The 19,060-nt window shown below is 66.5% G+C and carries 22 protein-coding genes; 8 read left to right on the top strand and 14 right to left on the bottom strand.

Features of this window, described 5'->3' with window-relative positions:
- Window positions 1-13 precede the first annotated feature (13 nt).
- The 14 genes from QRM89_RS04285 to QRM89_RS04220 form a co-directional block, all read right to left on the bottom strand.
- On the bottom strand, window positions 14-739 hold the full coding sequence (locus QRM89_RS04285) for a tetratricopeptide repeat protein (protein WP_285447361.1): 726 nt from the start codon (window positions 737-739) through the stop codon (window positions 14-16).
- Window positions 739-1,140: a cytochrome c-type biogenesis protein gene (locus QRM89_RS04280; RefSeq protein ID WP_225443923.1), complete on the bottom strand. Its 402-nt coding sequence runs from the start codon at window positions 1,138-1,140 to the stop codon at window positions 739-741. Before QRM89_RS04280 ends, QRM89_RS04285 begins: the two co-directional genes overlap by 1 nt.
- Before the next feature lie 47 nt (window positions 1,141-1,187).
- Complete coding sequence (locus tag QRM89_RS04275; RefSeq protein ID WP_285447360.1) at window positions 1,188-1,730, bottom strand: DsbE family thiol:disulfide interchange protein; 543 nt, start codon at window positions 1,728-1,730, stop codon at window positions 1,188-1,190.
- Entirely contained in the window at window positions 1,727-3,724 is a 1,998-nt protein-coding gene (locus QRM89_RS04270; RefSeq protein WP_012438593.1) for a heme lyase CcmF/NrfE family subunit, read from the bottom strand. Before QRM89_RS04270 ends, QRM89_RS04275 begins: the two co-directional genes overlap by 4 nt.
- Window positions 3,725-3,790: 66 nt before the next feature.
- A complete protein-coding gene (ccmE, locus tag QRM89_RS04265) occupies window positions 3,791-4,261 on the bottom strand; it encodes a cytochrome c maturation protein CcmE (protein WP_040941453.1) in 471 nt (156 codons plus the stop codon).
- Window positions 4,258-4,461, bottom strand: coding sequence for a heme exporter protein CcmD (gene ccmD / locus QRM89_RS04260; RefSeq protein ID WP_011036838.1), 204 nt, complete (start codon window positions 4,459-4,461; stop codon window positions 4,258-4,260). The genes ccmE and ccmD overlap by 4 nt, the downstream gene beginning before the upstream one ends.
- Window positions 4,458-5,216 (bottom strand): heme ABC transporter permease CcmC, encoded by a 759-nt coding sequence (gene ccmC / locus QRM89_RS04255; protein ID WP_042598868.1) that lies wholly within the window; start codon window positions 5,214-5,216, stop codon window positions 4,458-4,460. The genes ccmD and ccmC overlap by 4 nt, the downstream gene beginning before the upstream one ends.
- An 8-nt stretch (window positions 5,217-5,224) precedes the next feature.
- Complete coding sequence (locus QRM89_RS04250) at window positions 5,225-6,559, bottom strand: S8 family serine peptidase (RefSeq protein WP_285447359.1); 1,335 nt, start codon at window positions 6,557-6,559, stop codon at window positions 5,225-5,227.
- Complete coding sequence (locus tag QRM89_RS04245; RefSeq protein ID WP_285447358.1) at window positions 6,556-7,209, bottom strand: zf-HC2 domain-containing protein; 654 nt, start codon at window positions 7,207-7,209, stop codon at window positions 6,556-6,558. The genes QRM89_RS04250 and QRM89_RS04245 overlap by 4 nt, the downstream gene beginning before the upstream one ends.
- Window positions 7,206-7,787: a sigma-70 family RNA polymerase sigma factor gene (locus QRM89_RS04240; protein WP_011036842.1), complete on the bottom strand. Its 582-nt coding sequence runs from the start codon at window positions 7,785-7,787 to the stop codon at window positions 7,206-7,208. Before QRM89_RS04240 ends, QRM89_RS04245 begins: the two co-directional genes overlap by 4 nt.
- Before the next feature lie 62 nt (window positions 7,788-7,849).
- Window positions 7,850-8,635 carry a hypothetical protein gene (locus tag QRM89_RS04235; RefSeq protein WP_285447357.1) on the bottom strand — a complete coding sequence of 262 codons (786 nt, stop codon included), beginning with the start codon at window positions 8,633-8,635 and terminating at the stop codon, window positions 7,850-7,852.
- A gap of 258 nt (window positions 8,636-8,893) precedes the next feature.
- Entirely contained in the window at window positions 8,894-9,289 is a 396-nt protein-coding gene (locus tag QRM89_RS04230) for a c-type cytochrome (protein WP_042598872.1), read from the bottom strand.
- A gap of 33 nt (window positions 9,290-9,322) precedes the next feature.
- Entirely contained in the window at window positions 9,323-10,669 is a 1,347-nt protein-coding gene (locus tag QRM89_RS04225) for a cytochrome c (RefSeq protein WP_042599102.1), read from the bottom strand.
- Window positions 10,670-10,725: 56 nt separating this feature from the next.
- Complete coding sequence (locus tag QRM89_RS04220) at window positions 10,726-11,319, bottom strand: cytochrome b/b6 domain-containing protein (RefSeq protein WP_042598873.1); 594 nt, start codon at window positions 11,317-11,319, stop codon at window positions 10,726-10,728.
- Between the two features lie 330 nt (window positions 11,320-11,649).
- Here QRM89_RS04220 and QRM89_RS04215 point away from each other — a divergent pair, with 330 nt between their 5' ends.
- From QRM89_RS04215 to QRM89_RS04180, 8 genes are read left to right on the top strand one after another with little or no spacing between them, the layout of a single operon-like run.
- Window positions 11,650-12,072, top strand: a complete 423-nt coding sequence (locus QRM89_RS04215) for an FdtA/QdtA family cupin domain-containing protein (protein ID WP_114997883.1) — start codon at window positions 11,650-11,652, stop codon at window positions 12,070-12,072.
- On the top strand, window positions 12,069-12,740 hold the full coding sequence (locus QRM89_RS04210; protein ID WP_115572841.1) for an acetyltransferase: 672 nt from the start codon (window positions 12,069-12,071) through the stop codon (window positions 12,738-12,740). Before QRM89_RS04215 ends, QRM89_RS04210 begins: the two co-directional genes overlap by 4 nt.
- A 4-nt stretch (window positions 12,741-12,744) precedes the next feature.
- Window positions 12,745-13,698 carry a hypothetical protein gene (locus QRM89_RS04205; RefSeq protein WP_285447356.1) on the top strand — a complete coding sequence of 318 codons (954 nt, stop codon included), beginning with the start codon at window positions 12,745-12,747 and terminating at the stop codon, window positions 13,696-13,698.
- The gene (locus QRM89_RS04200) at window positions 13,685-14,617 is read left to right on the top strand and encodes a GNAT family N-acetyltransferase (RefSeq protein WP_285447355.1); all 933 of its coding nucleotides are present in this window, start codon (window positions 13,685-13,687) and stop codon (window positions 14,615-14,617) included. The genes QRM89_RS04205 and QRM89_RS04200 overlap by 14 nt, the downstream gene beginning before the upstream one ends.
- The gene (locus tag QRM89_RS04195) at window positions 14,617-15,729 is read left to right on the top strand and encodes a DegT/DnrJ/EryC1/StrS family aminotransferase (RefSeq protein WP_285447354.1); all 1,113 of its coding nucleotides are present in this window, start codon (window positions 14,617-14,619) and stop codon (window positions 15,727-15,729) included. Before QRM89_RS04200 ends, QRM89_RS04195 begins: the two co-directional genes overlap by 1 nt.
- Complete coding sequence (locus QRM89_RS04190; protein WP_285447353.1) at window positions 15,726-16,979, top strand: O-antigen translocase; 1,254 nt, start codon at window positions 15,726-15,728, stop codon at window positions 16,977-16,979. Before QRM89_RS04195 ends, QRM89_RS04190 begins: the two co-directional genes overlap by 4 nt.
- A complete protein-coding gene (locus QRM89_RS04185) occupies window positions 16,976-17,926 on the top strand; it encodes a glycosyltransferase (protein WP_285447352.1) in 951 nt (316 codons plus the stop codon). The genes QRM89_RS04190 and QRM89_RS04185 overlap by 4 nt, the downstream gene beginning before the upstream one ends.
- The gene (locus QRM89_RS04180) at window positions 17,923-19,053 is read left to right on the top strand and encodes a hypothetical protein (RefSeq protein WP_285447351.1); all 1,131 of its coding nucleotides are present in this window, start codon (window positions 17,923-17,925) and stop codon (window positions 19,051-19,053) included. The genes QRM89_RS04185 and QRM89_RS04180 overlap by 4 nt, the downstream gene beginning before the upstream one ends.
- Window positions 19,054-19,060 lie beyond the last annotated feature (7 nt).

Raw genomic sequence — 19,060 nt, 5'->3', positions numbered from 1 at the left:
CGCGCTGCAGGGATCAACGCGTGGCTGCCTTCGATTGCCGCGCGCTGGCCAGCGATTGCGCCACCGCGATCTTGTCGGCAACGGCCTGTTGCATCGGCGAGCCGGTGTCCAGCAACCCATGCAGATGCTGCCAGTGGTCGGTGGCCGCGGCGTAATCGTGTTGCTGGAAATCACTGATGCCCAGCAGCCACAGGCCGCGCTGGTTGTCCGGCTCGGCGGCAACCACCCGCTGCAAGCGTGCCCGCGAGGACGCGTCGATGGCGAAGTCTGCACGCGTGGCCATGTCCGAGGCCACCCAGCCCACGATGGCCGCGCTGTTGTACGGTGCCAGCTGCAACGCCTGCGCATACGCATCGCGTGCCTCGGCAGGGCGGTTTTCCTGCTCGTGCGCCTTGGCCTGCTGCATCCAGCTGGTGAGCGCCTGTAGCGCGGCGGCCTGTTGCGCGTCCGGAGTTGGCGTTGCCTCCACCGCAGCAGTCATGCCTGATGCAGACGCTGCACTACCAGGCTGCGCGAGGGCGCTTGCAGCCGCACGCTGTGGTTGCACGTTCGCAATTGCATCGGGCGTGCCGACCAGGCGATACAGCCCCGCCGTGCCCAGTGGCAGGCCCAGCATCAGCAGCAACGGCAGCGCATGCCGCGCGCTGCCGTTGCGCTGCGCATGCTGGCGTACCGGCATCACCAGCAGCGCCGTGGCGCCCACCACCATCGCGGCGCTTGCGAGATAAAAGCCCATCATCACCAGTCTTCCTCGGTCTGTGGCGCCACCGGTGTGCCGGCACGCGCCCGTTTGCGCACGGTGTGCAGGACCACGGCCGCGCCTGCGCCCAACATCAGCAACGGCCCGAACCACAGCAGCCAGGTGCCGCGCTTGACCGGTGGGTCGTACAACACGAAATCCGAATAGCGCTCCACCATGTACTGCTTGATCTGCGCATCGCTACGGCCGGCCTGAAGTTGCGCGAACACCTGGTGGCGCAGGTCGCGGGCCAGGTCTGCATTGGAGTCGGCCAGGTTCTCGTTCTGGCAGACCAGGCAGCGCAGCTGCGCAGTCAATCGCTGGAAGCGTGTTTCTTCGTTGCGGTCCTTGAACGGCAACGGGTCCACCGCCTGGGCGGCCAGCGGTGGGGCCAGCAGCATGCCCAGCAGCAGCGCCAGCAGCAGGCGCGCGATGCGTTGCCGCAGGCTCACGGTGCGCCTTGGGACAAGCCCGCAATCGCCGGCATCAACTCGTTGCGAATGACCTCTGGCGTCAGCACGCCGATGTGCTTGTAGCGGATCATTCCGTGCGCATCGATCAGGAAACTTTCCGGCGCGCCATACACGCCGAAATCGATCGCGGTCTGGCCGGGCTCATCGGCAATCACCATGCCATAGGGATTGCCGTGCTGCGCGAGCCAGGCGTTGGCATCGGCCGGCACGTCCTTGTAGTTGTAGCCGATCAACGCCACGCCGAGCGTGTGGCCGTGCGCCATCAGCACCGGATGCTCCTGCGCGCAGGCGGCGCACCAGCTGCCGAAGACATTCAGCACGTAGGGCTTGCCCAGCAATTGATCGCGGGTGACCTGCTGCTGCGGTTGATCCAGCAGCGGCAGCGAGAACGCCGGCGCCGGCTTGCCGATCAGTGGCGAGGGCACATCGCGCGGGTTGTGCTGCATCGTCCAGTAGATGCCGAAGCCGAACAGCGCGGCCAGCGCCAGAAAGCCCAACAGGGGCAGGAGGCGGTTCACAGGTGCGACTCTCCGGCAACGGCGAGGGGAGTGGGGGCGATGGGAGCAGGCGACGACACCGCGGCAACCGCAGGCGCCGGTGCGCGGAAGCGCCGTGCGCAGGCGCTGACGAATCCGCCCAGCATCATCAACAGCCCGCCGGCCCAGATCCAGCGGATCAACGGCTTGTAGTAGAGCCGCAGCGTCCAGTCGTTTTCGATGTGCTGGTCGTCCAGCGGCTCGCCCAGTGCCACGTAGAGGTCGCGGGTGGCGCCGGCGTCGATCGCCGATTCGGTCTGGATGCGCTCACTGCTGTACAGGCGTTTTTGCGGATGCAAGGTGGCCACCGGCGCGCCATCACGGCTGACCTGCACGCTGCCTTGTTCGGCTTTCCAGTTGGGCCCATCCACCAGCTGCACGCCATCGAAGCGGAAGCTGTAGCCGGCGATCTCCGCGCTCTGGCCGGGCGCCAGCCGCACGTCGCGTTCCACCGACAGGCTGTCCGACACCAGCACGCCGGCCACGAATACCGCCACACCGGCGTGCGCCAACAACATGCCGGCCATCTCGGCAGGAAAGCGACGCCCGCGCGGCATCTCGCGCCAGCGCTTGTGCATGTACAACGCGGTGCCGGCAGCCACCCAGGCGGCCGCACCGATGCCGGCTATGGCCTTCGCCTGGCCCTCGGCAAACACGCTGGCGACCAGTGCGCAGGCGATGGCGGCAATGCCCGCACGCGCGCCCAGCGACAGCAGCGGTGCCATCTCAGCCTTGCCCCAGCGCAGGTACGGGCCGAATGGCATTAACAGCACCACCGGCGCCATCAGCAACGGAAACAGCAGGCCGAAATAGGGCGGGCCCACTGACACTTTGCCCAGGCCGAACGCATCGGCCACCAGCGGGAACAAGGTGCCCAGCAACACCATCGCCGCGGCCACGGTGAGCAGCAGGTTGCCAACCAGGATCGCGGTCTCGCGCGAGGCCGCTGCGAACGGTTTGCCGGTAGCGATCTTGGGCGCGCGCAGCGCATACAGCAGCAGCGAGCCGCCCACCACCGCCACCAGGAAAATCAGGATGTACAGCCCGCGCCGTGGGTCGGCGGCAAACGCATGCACCGAGGTGAGCACGCCCGAGCGCACCAGGAAGGTGCCCAGCAACGACAACGAAAATGCCAGGATCGACAGCAGGATGGTCCAGGCACGCAGGCTGCCGCGTTTTTCGGTCACCGCCTGGGTGTGGATCAGCGCGGTGCCCACCAGCCACGGCATGAAACTGGCGTTTTCCACCGGGTCCCAGAACCACCAGCCGCCCCAGCCCAGTTCCGCATACGCCCACCAGCTGCCGGCCACGATGCCGGCGGTGAGGCAGGCCCAGGCGACGTTGGTCCATGGCCGCGCCCAGCGCACCCAGGCCTGTTCGAGTTCGCCGCCCAGCAGTGCGGCTACCGCGAACGCGAACGCCACCGAGAAGCCGACATAACCGGTGTAGAGCACCGGTGGGTGGAAAGTCATGCCCGGGTCCTGCAGCACGGGATTGAGTTCCCTGCCGTCGAGCGGAATCGGCGACAGCCGCCCGAACGGATTGGAGGTCAGCAGGATGAAGGCCAGAAAGCCCACCGATACCAGCCCCAGCACCGCCAGCACGCGTGCGGCGAAGTGCTGCGGCAGGTGCCGGCTGCAGGCGGCCAGCAGCACCGTCCAGGTGGACAGGATCGCGATCCACAGCAGCAGCGAACCTTCGTGCGCGCCCCACACCGCGGCGATGCGGTAATACCAGGGCAGGGCGATGTTGGCGTTGTCGGCGACATAGCGCACCGAAAAATCCAGCGACAGCAGCGACCAGGCCAGCAGGCCGAAGGCCAGCCACACGAACACCGCCTGGCCGGCGGCGGCAGGCCGCGCAACCGCCATCAGCGCGGTGTTGCCGCGCCAGGCACCGATCAGCGGCAACACGCCCTGCGCCAGCGACAACAGCAACGCCAGGATCAGCGCGATCTGGCCAAGTTCAGGCGTCATGGGCGTGGCGCTGCGGGCAACGGGAGAGGGTCATCTGGATCCGGAGTGATGGAGCGGTGGCGCGGGTCAGCGCACACCGCTCAACGGGGCCGCGGCCGCTGGGATCGGCTTGCCGACGTGGCCTTCGGCCATCGCGTCCTTGAGTTCCTTCGGCATGTAGGTTTCGTCGTGTTTGGCCAGCACTTCGTTGGCGACAAAGCGCCCCGCCTGCATGCGGCCGTTGGCGATCACCGACTGGTTGTCACGGAACAGGTCCGGCAGGATGCCGGTGTATTCCACCTGCGTGGCGGCGTGCTTGTCGATCACGGTGAAGGTGACGGTGAGGCTGTCGGTGGCGCGCTGGATCGAGCCGGCCTTGACCATGCCGCCAAGGCGGAACTGCTGGTAGCCGGCCGCCGCGCCCGCATCCACCTGGCTGGGCGTGAACAGGTAGCTCATGTTCCGCTGCAGGGCGAGCACGATCAGTGTCACCGCCAGCGCCGCCGCCGCCAGCACGCCGATCACCAGCCAAAGGCGTTGTTTGCGGGTGGCGTTCATGCGTCGCGCTCCAGCACCGGCACCGGCTGCTCGCGCGGCCGGCGCGGTGCCTGCCGTTGCAGCTGTCCGCGCAGTTGCGCGGGCAAGCGCCGCCGGCGCAGCCACGGGGCGATCAGGTCGGCCAGCAGCACCAGCACGAACAAGGCATACGCGGTCCACACGTAGGCGCCGTAGCCGCCCATGGCGAGAAAGGCGCTCATGCGGTGCGCTCGGTCAATACGATGCGGCGTGCCCAGTCCTTGCCGCTTTCCAGCGCAAGCAGGTCCACCCGCACGCGGCCGAACAGGCTGGCCACGTAATACAGCTTGGTCGCCACCAGCATCAGCAGCAGCGGCCACAGCATGTCAGCGCCCATCTTGGAGGGGCCGAGCAGGCGCACCGTGGAGCCCTGGTGCAGCGTGTTCCACCACACCACCGAGTAATGCACGATCGGCAGGTTCACCAGGCCGACCAGCGCCAGCAGCCCGGCCGCACGCATCGCCTGGCGGCGGTCTTCCACCGCGTGGTACAGGCCCAGCACGCCCAGGTACAGAAACAGCAGCAACAGCTCGGAGGTGAGCCGGGCATCCCAGGTCCACCAGGTGCCCCACATCGGCTTGCCCCACAGCGAGCCGGTGCACAGGGTGATCAAGGTGAAGGCGGCACCGATCGGTGCCGAGGCCATGGTGACCACTTCGGCCAGCTTGATCCGCCAGATCAGCGCAATGAACGCCGATACGCCCATCGCCGCGTAGATGAAAAGACTCATCCAGGCGCTGGGCACGTGGATGAAGATGATGCGGTAGGCGTCGTGCTGCTGATAATCCGGCGGCGCCAGCACCAGCCCGCCGTAGGCGGCCACCGCAGCCAGCAGCAGTGCCAGGCCCAGCGCCCACGGGCGCACCACACCGGCGAACCGGTAGAAGGTGGGCGGCGAGCTGAGCTTGTGCAGCCACAGGGGAATCCACTTGGCCATGCGCGTCGTCAGTTGGAGTGTTTGGAAAGCGCCAGCGCGTCGACCGCGGCGCCGGCGTTGACCTGCAACTGGCCATCGGAGACCTTGCTGGTGCGCTGCATGAGCGCACGCAAGGCGTTGGCGTCCATCGATGGCGACAGCGACAACAGCAACGCGGCCATGCCGCTGACATGCGCGGTGGCCATCGACGAGCCGGAGGTGAAGTCGTAACGGCCGTTGGGCTGGGTGGTCAGGATGTCCTTGCCCGGTGCGCTGAGCACGCCGGGCAGTGCAGCCGTGGCGCTGCTGCTGCGCACTACCAGCACGCCCGGCACATCGTTCGGAAAGCCATCCAGGCGCCCGTTCGGCGGCATGGCCGCGACCACGATGCGGCCCTGGTCGACCAGGTGGGTGAGCATCTTGCGCAGCAACGGGTCGGCCGGGCCGCCCAGGCTCAGATTGACCACGCGCGCGGAGCTGTTGTTGATCGCCGCCAGCGCCTTGGCCAGGGTGAACGAATTGCAGCGGGCGGTGCTGCCGGTGCTGCCGGTGCTGCCGGCGCTGGGGGCATACCAGCAGGCCTTGTAGATGCTCAGCATGGCCCGCGGCGCCATGCCGACGATGCCCTGATGGTTGTTGCTGCCGGCGGCGATGATGCCGGCCACTTCGGTGCCGTGCGAATCGGTGCTGGTGGTGACCGGGGTGTCGTCCACCAGGTCGTGCACCTCGCGGATGCGTGACTTCAGATCCGGGTGGCTGGTGTCCACGCCGGTGTCGACCACGGCCACCGTCACACCGCGGCCCTGGGTGACGGCCTGCGCACTTGCCGCGTCGGTGGCGATGAAGCCGCGTTGCAGGTCCACGTACGGGTCGTTGTAGCTGGTCAGGGCGCCGGTCTTTTCCGAGGCATCGGTGGAAAACACCGAAAATTCCTGCACCGGTTGCACCAGCTCCACACCGTCGTCGTCGGACAGCGCCTTGATCAATTCGTCGCGCGAGACACCGGCCGGCGGGTGCAGCACCGCGCAATACAGGCCCAGCGAGGTGATCGGCCAGGCCGAGACTTCGCGCAACTGGTAGCGCTGCTTCAACGCTTCCATGCGGGCGGCCGCATGCTGGCCGGCGCCGTAGTAGCTGGAGGCGTACCCGATCAGGCTGGAGCCGGCACGCGCCGGCGGCGCGGTGAGCGGGTTGGCCACCGCCAGCAGGATGTCGCGGCTGCTGTCGGGCACCTTCGCGTCGGCGTCCGCTTTCTCTGCCTCGGCAGCCGCGGCGATGGCCTGCGGATCGGCCGCCTGCGCGCACACTGGGGCGGTGAGGCTCAGCAGCGCCGCCAGCAGACCGATGGCCCAGGGCGTGGTCATGGCGCGGACACGATCTCGGCCAGCCGGATGCCCGGGGTGGCGCGCAGCTGCTGCACGGTCTGTTGCGACGGCGCCGGCGGCTGTGCGGCCGGCACCACGGTGTAGGCGCCCATTTCGTTGGGGCCACCCACCACCTGCAACTGCTGTGCATGCAGCAGGCGATCCCAGTCGGCGACGGTGAGGGCGGCATCCGGTACCACCCGGATCGCGCCCTTCGGTACCGGCAAGGCAGTGGCGCTGCTGAGCGTGCGGTAGTCGTGCACGGGCGCCGGCGCAGCCAGCTTGACGCCCATGACGCCCAGGCCGACTGCCTGCACCAGGGCGGCGGCGGCCAGCGCGCGGACCGTCCAGCTGCCTGAGCGGCGGGCCGGCGGTGCGCGTGCCGGGACCGGCACCTGTTCGGGCGCATCGATCTTGCCGAGCAGCCGCAGCAGGCCGGCATTGGCATCCAGCTTGACCGCGCAGGGCAGGGCCAGCGCTTGGCGCAGGCGGCTCTGCTGGGCGAACTCGGCGCTGCACGACGGGCACTTGGCCACGTGTGCGATCAGCCAGGTGTTCTCTTCTTCGCTGGCGCTGTCCAGCAGGACGGCGGGCATCAACTCCCAGGCGTGCGAGCATTCCTTGCCCGGCGCGATGAAGAACGTCTTCATTGCATGGTCTCCGTAGATGGCGCGCTGCCGGCCAGGCCGGGCAGCACATTGCGTAATTTGACCCGCGCATGGAACAGCCGGGCTTTGATCGTGCCCACCGGGCACTGCATGATTTCGGCGACTTCTTCCAGCTTGTGGCCGACGCCGTAAACCAGTTCGATCACCAGCCGCTGGTCCGGCGACAGCCGTTCCATGCCTTTGTCGAGCCAGTCGCGCAGTTCGCGGTCGTCGTTGTCGTCGGTACTGGGGGCATGGTCTTCGACCGTGGCGGTGTCGTCGATGGCCTCGCCGTCATGCTGGCGCAGGCATTTCAAGCCGCAGCGGTAGGCGATGCCCATGATCCAGGTCGACACCTGCGAATCGCCGCGGAAGTCGCCGGCTTTTTGCCAGGCGATCCAGAAACAGTCGTTGATCGCTTCTTCGATGATGTCCGGGCGCCGGGTCAGACGCGACAGGAAGCGACAGAGCCGCCCGTGATAGGCGGTGTACATGGTCGCCAGGGCGTCACGGTCGCCCGCAGCCATGCGGCGCAGCAGCATGCGGTCGGTCGCGTCACCCAGGGTATCGGTGTCAGTCATCGAAGAGGCGCTGCAAAGGTTATCGGTCAGTGCCCATCACCGGGCAAAAGGTTGCGTCTGGATCAGAACGACTTGGAGACGCTGCTCAGCCAGGGGGTTTCGCCCGGCCCGCCCTGCATGCGCGGGGTGTTGCTGCTGGTGATCACGCGCTCCAGCTTCAACGCCCAGCCGGCACGGCTCCAGCGCAGGCCCACCTGTCCGTATTGATAGCGGCCGGCTTCGCTGGCGCCGTAGGCCATTGCCGGAAATCGCGACGACCCCGCGCCCAGCACCAGGCTGACATCGTGACGCAGCGGCACATTGGCGGTGACGTCGACCGCCACATTCCACGGCGACTGCTCGGCGCGCGGGAAGTTGAAGACCGAGACCGAGAAGGTGAGCACATCGCGGTAGGACCAGGCCAGGCTGCCTTCCTGACGGTCGAAGGTGCGCGTGGCCTGATTGGTCGGGTAGCCGTAGTACAGCGCGCTGGCCTGCATCTGCCAGCGGTCGCCCAGCATCCAGGCACGCCCGATCTGGGCGGTGACCGCCACCGGGTCGCTCAATGACGGCGACTGCAGCGCGCCGGACACCGAGACCGACCACCCGGGTGAGGGCAGCCAATAGCCGGCCATCTGCAGGGTGGCCTTGTCCGGCGCGATCGAGATGCCGCGGTCGATCAGGCTGGAGGACAGCGAAACAGCGCCGCCTACGTTGTCAGCCAGGGCGTGGCTGCACGGCCCCAGCGTGAGCGCCAGGGCGAGCCATAGGCCGTGGCTGCGGACGCGGTGGCGGCCGGGCCACGGGTAGCCTGCGTTTCGAAAGGAGGCCAAAGCGCCGCGGCGCAGGCGGGCAGGCGGGGTCAGCATGGCCCACAGCTGCCCGCTGCCATGCTCAATTGGGCATAGCAGGGCGGGCAATCGGCGCTGGCGATGAAGGCGTGCGGCAACGGTGGGTGTCTACGATGAACGGTGGGCGATACTGCCCGGTCGGGCCAGGTGCAGCCGCGTCGGCAACAGCAGTTCCGTTCGTATACGCGAACAAATCACTGCCGACAACGCGGCTGGCCCAGGGCAGTCAGGCGCCGTGCACCGCGCCTGACCGCCCGCTGCCGGTCATGCCCAGCCTCATTTGAGGCTGTTGAGATAGACGATGAGTGCGTCCAGCTCCTTGGGATCATCCAGGCCTTCGTACTTCATCTTGGTGCCGGGGAGCGCCTTGGACGAAGACTGCGACAGGTAGGTCTTCAGCTGTGCCGGCGTCCACTGCCACTTGCTGTTCTTGAGCGCGTCCGAGTAGTTGCTGTAGTCCGGCAGGCTGGCCGCCTGGCGGTTGCCAATGCCGAACATGGACGGGCCTTTCTTGTTCTTGCCTTGCGCCGCGCTGTGGCACTCGGCGCATTCGGCCATGAAGGTGTCCTTGCCCGCACCGTCGGCGGCACGTGCCGACGGTGCCAAGGTGGCGCCGGCCAATAGCAGGCCGGCGAGCGGGGCGCACAACAGGGTCTTGTGGAATGGATGCATGGGGGTCCGTGGGAGTACGTGCAGCGATGGGGATCAGAACGCCAGGTTCACCGACAGCGAGAAGCTGTCCAGATCGCGCGGGTTGGTGATCGGGGGGCCACGGAACACGTTGGAGGTGCTGCCGTTGAACTTGTCGAAGCGGAACCAGCCGGCCGATACGCGCAGGTTGGCGTTGGTGGTGTAGGTGCCTTCGCGGCCGAACGGGCTCCAATACACCAGGATCAGATTGCTGGTGGTGTCGGGAATGCCGACCGGCGAATAGCGCGCCGCATCGAATGAGCCGGTGTTGATCATGTGCGCGGCCAGCACGCCGTAGGTCTGCTTGAACGCGTAGTTCATGCTGAGGGTCTGGTCACGCACGCTGCCGCGATCCAGCGGGCCCATGCTCGGGTCCGAGGACACCAGCGGGCTGCCGTACTTGCGGCGCTCGTAGACATTGACGTAGGCCAGCGACATGGTGTGTTCGCGGGTGCCGAGGAACTGATAGGTCAGGTCGTAACCCAGGTCGGTGAGGTCGTCGCTGGGCCCGTTGCGCGGCCGCTGGCGGCGCGTGTTCAACGCGGTCATGCCGATCGAGAAGAACTGCCGCTTCATGTCCTTCATGTAGGCCACGCGTGCATAGCTGGTGTCGCTGAGCCTGCCCGGGTCGCCGTTGATGGGCCAGCCCAGGCGGTCCTGCGTATCGGTGGAGAGCGCCTTGTAGGTGCCCACTTCGCCATACCAGTTGCGGTCGTACAGGCCGTACACGCTGGCGCCGATCACGCGGTTGGACAGTGCCGAGGAGCTGAGCATCGTGGAGGCGCCGCCATTGGAGGCCGGTGTCAGCGTCGAGGCATTCGGCAGTACGTGGATCGGGTCGGAAATGCCGGGGTTGTTATTGACGCTGACGCCGAGCATCGCGTCCTTGCCCGCCATCTGGAACGGCTTGCTGACAAAGCGCAGATCCACATCGTCCAGGCGCGTGTCGAAGGTGGCATTGCCGCTGTTGTTGGAGCGGATCTTCGAATAGCCGCCGATGTTGTCGTTGACCCGGCCGGCCAGATACAGGTCGGCCTGGGTGAGGCGCGCGGTGCTGTCGCCGCGGCTGGGGTTGGTGCGGGCCCAGGTGAGCTGGCCGGACGCCGGGATTTTGGTGCCGTTGCCGTCGGTGTCGGTGAAGCCGCCCAGCTTGAAGCGCATGCCGTAGGGCGTGAGCGAGGGACCGTAGGAACCGATGTGGCAGTCTGCGCACGACGAACCGGTTTGCCGCGCGAACGAGGGAATGGCCTGGGCCTGGGTGCTGGCAAGCAGCAGCAACGGGCCGGACACGCACAACATGGAGGTCAGCGACGCCGTGCGTGCGGCATGGGTGCGGCGGGGGGCGGGCAGTGTGGAAGGCATGGGAAGTCCTTGTTCGGCGGTACGGGAGCGGGCGAGGGCGGGCAGCAGGAAGCGGGTCATCGGTGGTGTTTGCCGGGCAGCACGCGATGCAGCAGGCCATCGCGCAACACCAGGTGATGCACGAGTGCGGCAACGATATGCACCGTGACTAATGCGAGCAGTGCCCAGGCCGCATTCAAGTGCCAGGTGCCGAGGGTGTCGGCCAGGTCCTCATCCGCGGCGACCAGGTTTGGCAGCGTTATCCCGAACAGGTAGACCGTCTTGCCGTAGGCATTGCTCAGCGACCAGCCGATCAGCGGCAGCGCGAGCATCAGCGCGTACATCGCCACATGCGTGCCACCGGCAGCCAGGCGCATGATCAGCGGCGAGGGCGGCCCGGGCGGCAAGGCGCGCAAGCGCAGACGCAGGCTGACGCGTAAGACAAAGAGCAACAGCACCATCAGGCCGAAGTGGCGGTGGCCTTCCAGCAACCACTGCCGCAGGGCGCGGCCCTCCAGTTCGGCGCGCAGCAGGATCAGGCTGGCGGCCATTACCAGGCACAGCACCGTCAGCCAGTGCAGGACACGCATGGAGCGGGGCAGGGGAACCACGCGCGGCGCGGTGGTCGCCGACGGCGGCGGCAGTGCGTCGGCGCCGTTACTGGCGGACATGTCAGGGGCATGCCGTGGGGCATTCATCGGGTTGGGGTCCTCTTCGGAGGTGGTCGTTGGATCCGGCAATGCGATGCGTCGCCGGGCCTGCGCTCCCCACGCCGGCCATGACAGCCAGGTGAACGTGCACGGATATGTGCGGCGATGCCGACGAAAGGTTGCATCGCCGTGAAATCGCACCGCCGGTGCGTCGTGTATGGGCGTGTGCGCACCGAGATGGGCGTGCCTGTCTGGCGTGTGCGCATGGCGTGACGGGCCGCAACCTTTCGCACATCCGGACGCACTCAGGCATGTCGCACTACGTGCAGTCAGCGGTTACGCCCCCGAAACATGGCCATCGAACGCATCCAGTTGCATACGCACGGCGACGACCGCGGGCTGCTCATTTCGTTGGAGCAGCAGCGCAACGTCCCGTTCGAGATCCGTCGCGTGTACTACATCTTCGGTACGCGCCAGGGCGTGCATCGCGGCCAGCATGCGCACCGCCAGCTCAATCAGCTGGCAGTTGCCCTGCATGGGTCGGTGACGCTGCTGCTGGATGAAGGCCAGGGCCAAGGCCCGGAAGAAGTGGTGCTGGACGACCCGTCGCAGGGCGTACTGCTCGGGCGCATGGTGTGGCGCGACCTGCATCATTTCAGCGACGACTGCGTACTGATGGTGCTGGCCGACCAGTACTACGACCCGGGCGACTACATCCTGGACTACGACGAATTCCTCACCGAAGCCCGCGGCGTCAGCCGGCTGGAGGCATGAGCATGCGCAAGCCGTTGGTCATCATTGGAGCGGGCGAGTTTGCGCAGATCGCCTGCGAGTATTTTCAGCACGACAGCGACTACGACGTGGTGGCCTTCAGCGTGGAACGCGATTTCCTGCTGCGGCCCACCCTGGCCGAGTTGCCGGTACTGCCGTACGAAGACCTGGAGCTGCATTACCCGCCGGAGGCAGTGGAGGTGTTTGTGGCGATTCCCGCCACGCAGCTCAACCGGCTGCGCACGCGCTTCTATGCAGACATGCTGCAGCGGGGTTACCGCTGTGCCAGCTATGTGAGCTCGCGCGCCTTCGTCTGGCGCAATGCGCAGATTGGCGCCAACTGTTTCATCTTCGAAGGCAATGTCATCCAGCCGTTCACGCGCATTGGCGACAACTGCATCCTGTGGAGCGGCAACCACATCGGTCACCGCACCGTGGTGCATGACCACGTGTTTCTTGCATCGCATGTGGTGGTGTCCGGCTATTGCGAGATCGGGGCGCGCAGTTTCCTCGGCGTCAATGCCACGCTCAGCGACAAGGTGCGCATTGCCGAGGACAACATCATCGGCGCCGGTGCCTTGGTGACGCGGCATACCGAAGCGCAACGCGTCTATGTCGGTGCGCCCGCGCGCGCGGTGGCCGGTAAGTCCAGTCTCGACGTGGTGCTCTGAGCCGATGTTCGCCTGGGAAAAACGGGGCCTGGTCTTCGACGTCGCGCGCGATGGCGTGGGCGGCTGGATGCAACATGCGGCGCTGACACCCACGCCGTACCGGCGTTCGGCCGAGGTGTTGCGCGTGTACGCGGGATTTCGCGATGCGCAGGGCGTCAGCCGCATCGGTTATGTCGATGTGCGCGCGGACGCACCCACGCAGGTCGTCGGTGTCAGTGCGCAGCCGGTGCTGGATATCGGCCGCGACGGATGTTTCGACGACAACGGCATCATTCTGGGCGATGTGGTGGACGGGCCCGATGGCCTGTACATGTTCTACGTCGGCTTTCAGCAGGTGGCCAAGGCAAAGTTTCTCGCCTTCACCGGGTTGGCCGTGTCCACCGATGGTGGCGACAGCTTCCAGCGTCGCCAGGAGACGCCATTGCTGGATCGCGCGCCAGGGCGCAGCACGATTGCCGCGGTGCATTCGGCACGCTTCGAAGATGGCGTCTGGCGGCTCTGGTATGCGGTGGGCGACGCGTGGGAAGTCATTGGCGGTACGCCCTTTCCGCGCTACCACATCCGCTATGCGCAGACCGAGGATCTTCAGCAGATTCCACGCGATGACGTGGTGTGCCTGGCGCCTGTTGGCGACGAATACCGCATCGGACGCCCGCGGGTGTATCGCTTGGGCGAGCGCTACCTGATGTATTTCACCCGTGGCGATATCCATGGCGGCTATGTCCCCGGTTTTGCCGACAGCCATGACGGTGTGCATTGGGCGCGGGACGACAGCCAGTTGGGTCTGGCCTTGTCGCAGGACGGATGGGATGCGCACACGCTGTGCTACCCGGCACTGATCCAGCAGGACGATCGCGTGTTGATGTTCTACAACGGCAACGCGATGGGGCGCGATGGCTTCGGTCTGGCCGAGGCCCCCTTGCCGATGCAGCTGCAGGGGCGCCATGTTTTCGGTTAGGCCATACCACGCTGATGATGCGCAGGCTTGGGATGACTTGGTGGCCAGCTCGCGCAACGGCAACCTGCTGCATCGGCGCGGCTACATGGACTATCACGCCGAGCGCTTTACCGACGCGTCGCTGCTGATCGAGCGCGAGGGAGCAATCGTGGCGGTGTTGCCAGCCAACCGGGAGGGCGCGCGGGTGAGCAGTCATGCCGGGCTGACCTACGCTGGTTTGCTTTCGTCCAGTGCGCTGCGTGCGACCGGCACGCTGGAGGTATTCGGCCTGATTGGCGCGCACTACCGGGCGCAGGGCGTGCAGGAGGTGGCGTACAAGCCGGTGCCGCATCTGTTTCATGCCTTTCCGGCCGAAGAAGACCTGTATGCGTTGCATCGCCTGGGCGCGCAGCTGTGCCGGCGCGACCTGTCCTCGGCGATTGCGCTGCGCGAGCCATTTGCCTTCAGTGCCGAACGTCGCCGCGCCATTGCCAAAGCGCGCAAGGCCGGCATCCAGATCCACACCAGTACGGATCTGGTTGCCTTCCATGCCTTGCTGAGCGATGTGTTGCACCGCCATGACGCCACGCCAACCCATCGGCTGGACGAACTGCAACTGCTGCAGGGGCGCTTTCCGAACGAGATCTTGCTGCACGAAGCGCGCCTGGAAGGCGAATTGCTGGCCGCCGCGCTGGTGTTCGATTTTGGCCGCACCGTCCACACCCAGTATCTGGCCGCCTCCGAGCGCGGACGCCAGCTGGATGCCTTGAGTCTGCTGTTGGGCGAGCTGATCGGCACGGTGTACGCGCAGCGACATGCTTTCAGTTTTGGCATTTCGACCGAGCAGGGCGGGCAGGTGCTCAACGACGGGCTGGTCACCCAGAAGGAACGTTTCGGCGCGCGCGCCGTGGTGCAGGATTTCTATTTGTGGACGCTGTGATGGATGTGCCGTTTCTGGATTTGCGTGCCGTCAACGCGCGCTACGCGGATGCGCTCAAGGCCGCCGCTGCGCGGGTGATCGATTCGGGCTGGTATGTGCTTGGCCAGGAGCTGGCGGCGTTCGAAGAGGAGTTCGCCAGCTACTGCGGCGTGCAGCAGGCGGTGGGGGTGGGGAACGGGCTGGATGCGTTGTCGCTGATCCTGCGCGCCTACCGCGAGCTGGGCGTGTTGCGCGAGGGCGATGAGGTGATCGTGCCGGCCAATACGTTCATTGCGACGTTCCTGGCGATCAGCCACAACCATCTGGTGCTGGTGCCGGTGGAGCCGGATCCGCACACCTTCAACGTGGATCCGTGCAAGGTGGAGCGTGCCATCGGGCCGCGCACGCGCGCCATTCTGGCCGTGCATCTGTACGGACAGCTTGCCGACATGCCGGCACTGCAAACGTTGGCGCACCGCTATGGCTTGCTGCTCATCGAAGACGCCGCGCAAGCGCACGGCGCAAGCCGTGATGGCGTGCGTGCCGGCGCGTTTGGAGATGCGGCGGCGTTCAGTTTTTTTCCCACCAAGAACCTTGGTGCGCTGGGCGACGGCGGTGCGGTGGTGACCTCCGACCCGCGCCTGGCCGAGCGCGTGCGCGCGCTGCGCAACTATGGCTCGGAGGTGAAATACCAGCACCTGTTCCAGGGGGTCAATTCGCGCCTGGATGAGCTGCAGGCGGCCTTTTTGCGCGTCAAGCTGGGCTATCTGGATGAGGAGATCGCTCAGCGCCGCGCAGTGGCCCAGCGCTACCTGCGAGAGATCGATCACCCCTGGATCACGTTGCCCCCGGTGGCGCATGCCGAGCAGCACGTCTGGCATCTGTTCGTGGTGCGTAGCCCGCGCCGCGATGCCTTGCAAAGCCATCTGCAGCACCTCGGCATCCAGACCCAGATCCATTACCCGGTGCCGCCACACCTGCAGCCGGCCTATGCAACGCTGGGCGATACCTGCCTGCCGATCAGCGAGCAGCTGCATCGCGAAGTGTTGAGCCTGCCGATGAGCCCGGCGCTGGACGATGCGGCCGTCAGCCGCGTCATCACCGCCTGCCAAGTATTCGGTAGCGCACCGTGAATCTGCTGCGCAGCAGCGCTTACACCGGCGTTGCAACGCTGGCCAAGCTGCTGGCGGCGCTGGTGGTGATCAAGTTGGTGGCGGTGTTTGCCGGCCCGCAGGGAGTTGGCCGGCTGGGGCAGTTCCTGGCCCTGATGTCGGTGCTGGCGGTGCTGGCCGGTGGTGGCATCAGCGCCGGGATCGTCAAGTACGTGGCGCAGTACCGCAGCGATGCACTCGCGCTGCAACGGCTATTGAGCGCGGCGCTCGGCTACGCCTGTGGTGCGGCGTGCGTGATGGCGGTGCTGGCGCTGGTCTTCAGCGACGTGCTTGCCGAACGGTTGTTGGGCGATGCACAGGCGCGTTGGCTTATCTGTGTGCTGGCGGTGGCGCAGATCGGCATCGCGCTGGTCAACTACATCCTGGCGATCATCAACGGCTTCATGGACGTGCGCCGGCTCGCCATCGTGCAGGTGAGCGGGGCGGTGCTGAGCGTTTCCCTGGTCGCCTGGCTGGGCAGCGGGTGGCAGTTGCAAGGTGCCTTGCTGGCATTGGTGCTGGGCCAGGTGCTGTGGTTGATCGCCGCCGTGCCGGCCTTGCTGCGCAGCCCGTATTTCCAGCGCGAGATGCTGCGCATGCGGCTGGATGCGCAGATGACCCGCCAGCTTGCGGCGTTTTCGGTGATGACCCTCACCGCCACCCTGGTGCCGCAGCTGGTGGGCATGCTGGTGCGTGATCATCTGGCGCTGCAGTTTGGCTGGCAGCAGGTCGGCTACTGGCAGGCGGTGAGCCGGGTCTCCGATGCCTACCTGTTGTTCTTTACCACCGCGATCAACGTCTATTACCTGCCCAAACTGGCCTCGCTGCAGGACCGCCAGGCGCTGCAGCGCGAGCTGCGTACCGCCTATCGTTACGTGATGCCCGCGGTGGTGGCGATGGCCGCGGGCGTCTACCTGTTGCGTGACTGGGTGACCTGGTTGTTGTTCGATGCCCGCTTCGCCGCGGCCGCTCCGTTGTATGGCCCGCAGCTGCTCGGCGACGTGATCAAGATCGCCGCGTTCGTGCTCTCCTACGTGATGCTGGCCAAGGCGATGACGCGGCTGTTCGTGATGTCCGAATGCGTGTTTGCCGCCAGCTATCTGGGGCTGGTGTACCTGTTCACTGCGCAGTTCGGCCTGATCGGCGCCATGTATGCGTTCCTCGTCAACTACGTGCTGTATCTGCTGTTCAACATCGTGGTGGTGCGCCGCTATCTGAGGGCGACGGCATGAGCGTGCTGGAACGCCCGAGCGGACCTGCGCGCTGGCCGCTGGTGTCGGTGCTGATTCCCGCGTTCAACCACGCGCGTTTCGTGCAGCGCTGCCTGGACAGCGTGCTGGAGGACCCGTACCCGTCCAAGGAGATCGTCATCATCGATGATGGCTCCAGCGATGACACCGGCGAGCGGATCGCCGCATGGATCGCGCTGCATGGCCATCGTGTGCCGGTGCAATTCGTCCAGCGCAGCAACCGCGGTGTGGCGGCCACGCTCAACGAGCTGGCATTGCGCGCGCGGGGGGAGTATCTGCGGCTGGGCGCCAGCGACGATTACCTGCTGCCAGGTGGGCTGGATGCGCAAGTGCGCTATCTGCGCGCGCATCCGCAAAAACTTGCGGTGATCGGCGATGCGCGGGTGGTGGATCAGCACGGGCAGCTGCTGCATGCCAGCGCCATGCGCGACCTGCATAGGGTGGATACCGCCCTCTATGGGTCGGACGCCGGCCTGCGCCGCGCGGTGATCCGGCATTGGGCGGTGAGTGGCGCGGTGGCGCTGCTGCGACGCAGTGCCTTCGACGCGCGCACCGGCTGGGATGAATCGCTGCGGATCGAAGACTGGGATTTTTTCCTGCGCCTGGCAGCACGCGATGCATTGGGATTCGTCGATCTGCCGGTGTGTGCCTACCGCTTGCACGGCAGCAATCTCAGCAAGACTGCCGATGTGCGTGCACGTATTGCCAACCTGAGCGAGTCACGCGAGGTGGCGCTGCGCTGCGTGGAGCTGTTCGACGCGCCCGAACAAGGCTTGCTACGCGCGCAGGCCCACTATATCGCCGCGAAGGTCGCCTTCCTGCGGCGGCAGCCGATCAGAACGCTGGGCCACCTGTTGCGTTATGCGTGGTTGTCGCTGCCTGCGCAGATGCGCAGTGGCCGCCTGCGCCCACAGCGGGGTGTTGCATGAGTCTGTTGCGCCGCCCGGCCACGTATTTGGCACTGCCGCTGTTGCTCAGCTGTGCGCTGACGCTACTGACCTACACGTTGCCGGACGGGTATCTGGACGGGATCGCACTGCTGGCGGCCGCCGCCTTGGTCGTCCTGTTGCTGGATGGCGTGCTGGGCACCCGCTTGCCAAGCGTGCAGCAGTTCCGCCTGCAGCGGTATGCCGGCACGCGCGAGTCGTTCCTGGTAATGGCGCTGGCGGCCGGGGTGGCGGTGTTCTGCCTGCTGGACGTGGCGTTGTTTCCGATTCCGCTGTTCAGTGATCCGTCTTCGTATGCCACCTTGAGTCCGCTGCGGGCACATGTGCGGCACATCTCCAACATGTGCTGGATCCTGCCGCCGGTTGCGCTGCTGTGCGTGCGCCACCGCGGGCTGCGCACCGTGATGGTGCTGGTGGGGTTTGTATTTCCGATCGTGGTGATCGACCGCAACCGCATCTTTGCCGGGCTGTTCTCGTTCGTGGTGGTGCTGTTGCTGCGCCGCGACCCCGCGCGGCAGCTGCCCTGGAAGCGCATTGCCTTGCTGGTGATGGCGGGTGGCGCGGTGTTCTCGGTGCTCGGCGCGCTGCGTTCGGGCTCGCTGGCCACCGTGGCGCTGCCCTTCAGCGCGTTCTACCGCGCCATGCCGCAAGGCGTGCAATGGCTGCTGCTGTACATCAGCGCGGGCCCGTACAACTTCGGCGCGATCCTGGCCAAGGGCTACGTCAATGCTAGTTTTCTGGTCAATCAGCTGGTGCCGCTGAGCGGCTCCATTGCCACTGCCGGCACCAGCATTCCGCTGGATGCGCCCAACATCAACGTCGGCACCGAGTTCTTCCCGTTCCTGATGGCCTGGGGCGCACCCGGCGCGGTGATCGCACTGCTGGCGCTGTATGCCGCCTTGCTGTGGAGCGTGCGCCGGCTCAATGCGTCGCTGTCGATCTTCCAAGTGCTGATTTTTTTGCGGATCGCCTACGCCTGCCTGATGTCGCCGTTCGCCCCGCAGGCATTCACCTGGACCAACTTCGCCTTCATCGGCCTGTGCCTGGGCTTGCACGCCTGCACGCTGCTGTTGCCGAACCGCCGCGCCGTGCCGGTTGCCTCCGCGTAGCCGCCCC

The organism is Xanthomonas sp. LMC-A-07 (genome assembly GCF_030208825.1).
In the GTDB taxonomy this organism is placed as follows: Bacteria; Pseudomonadota; Gammaproteobacteria; order Xanthomonadales; family Xanthomonadaceae; genus Xanthomonas; species Xanthomonas campestris.
The sequence above is the reverse complement of the archived record's forward strand: the minus strand, read 5'-3'. Positions and strand labels throughout refer to the sequence as shown.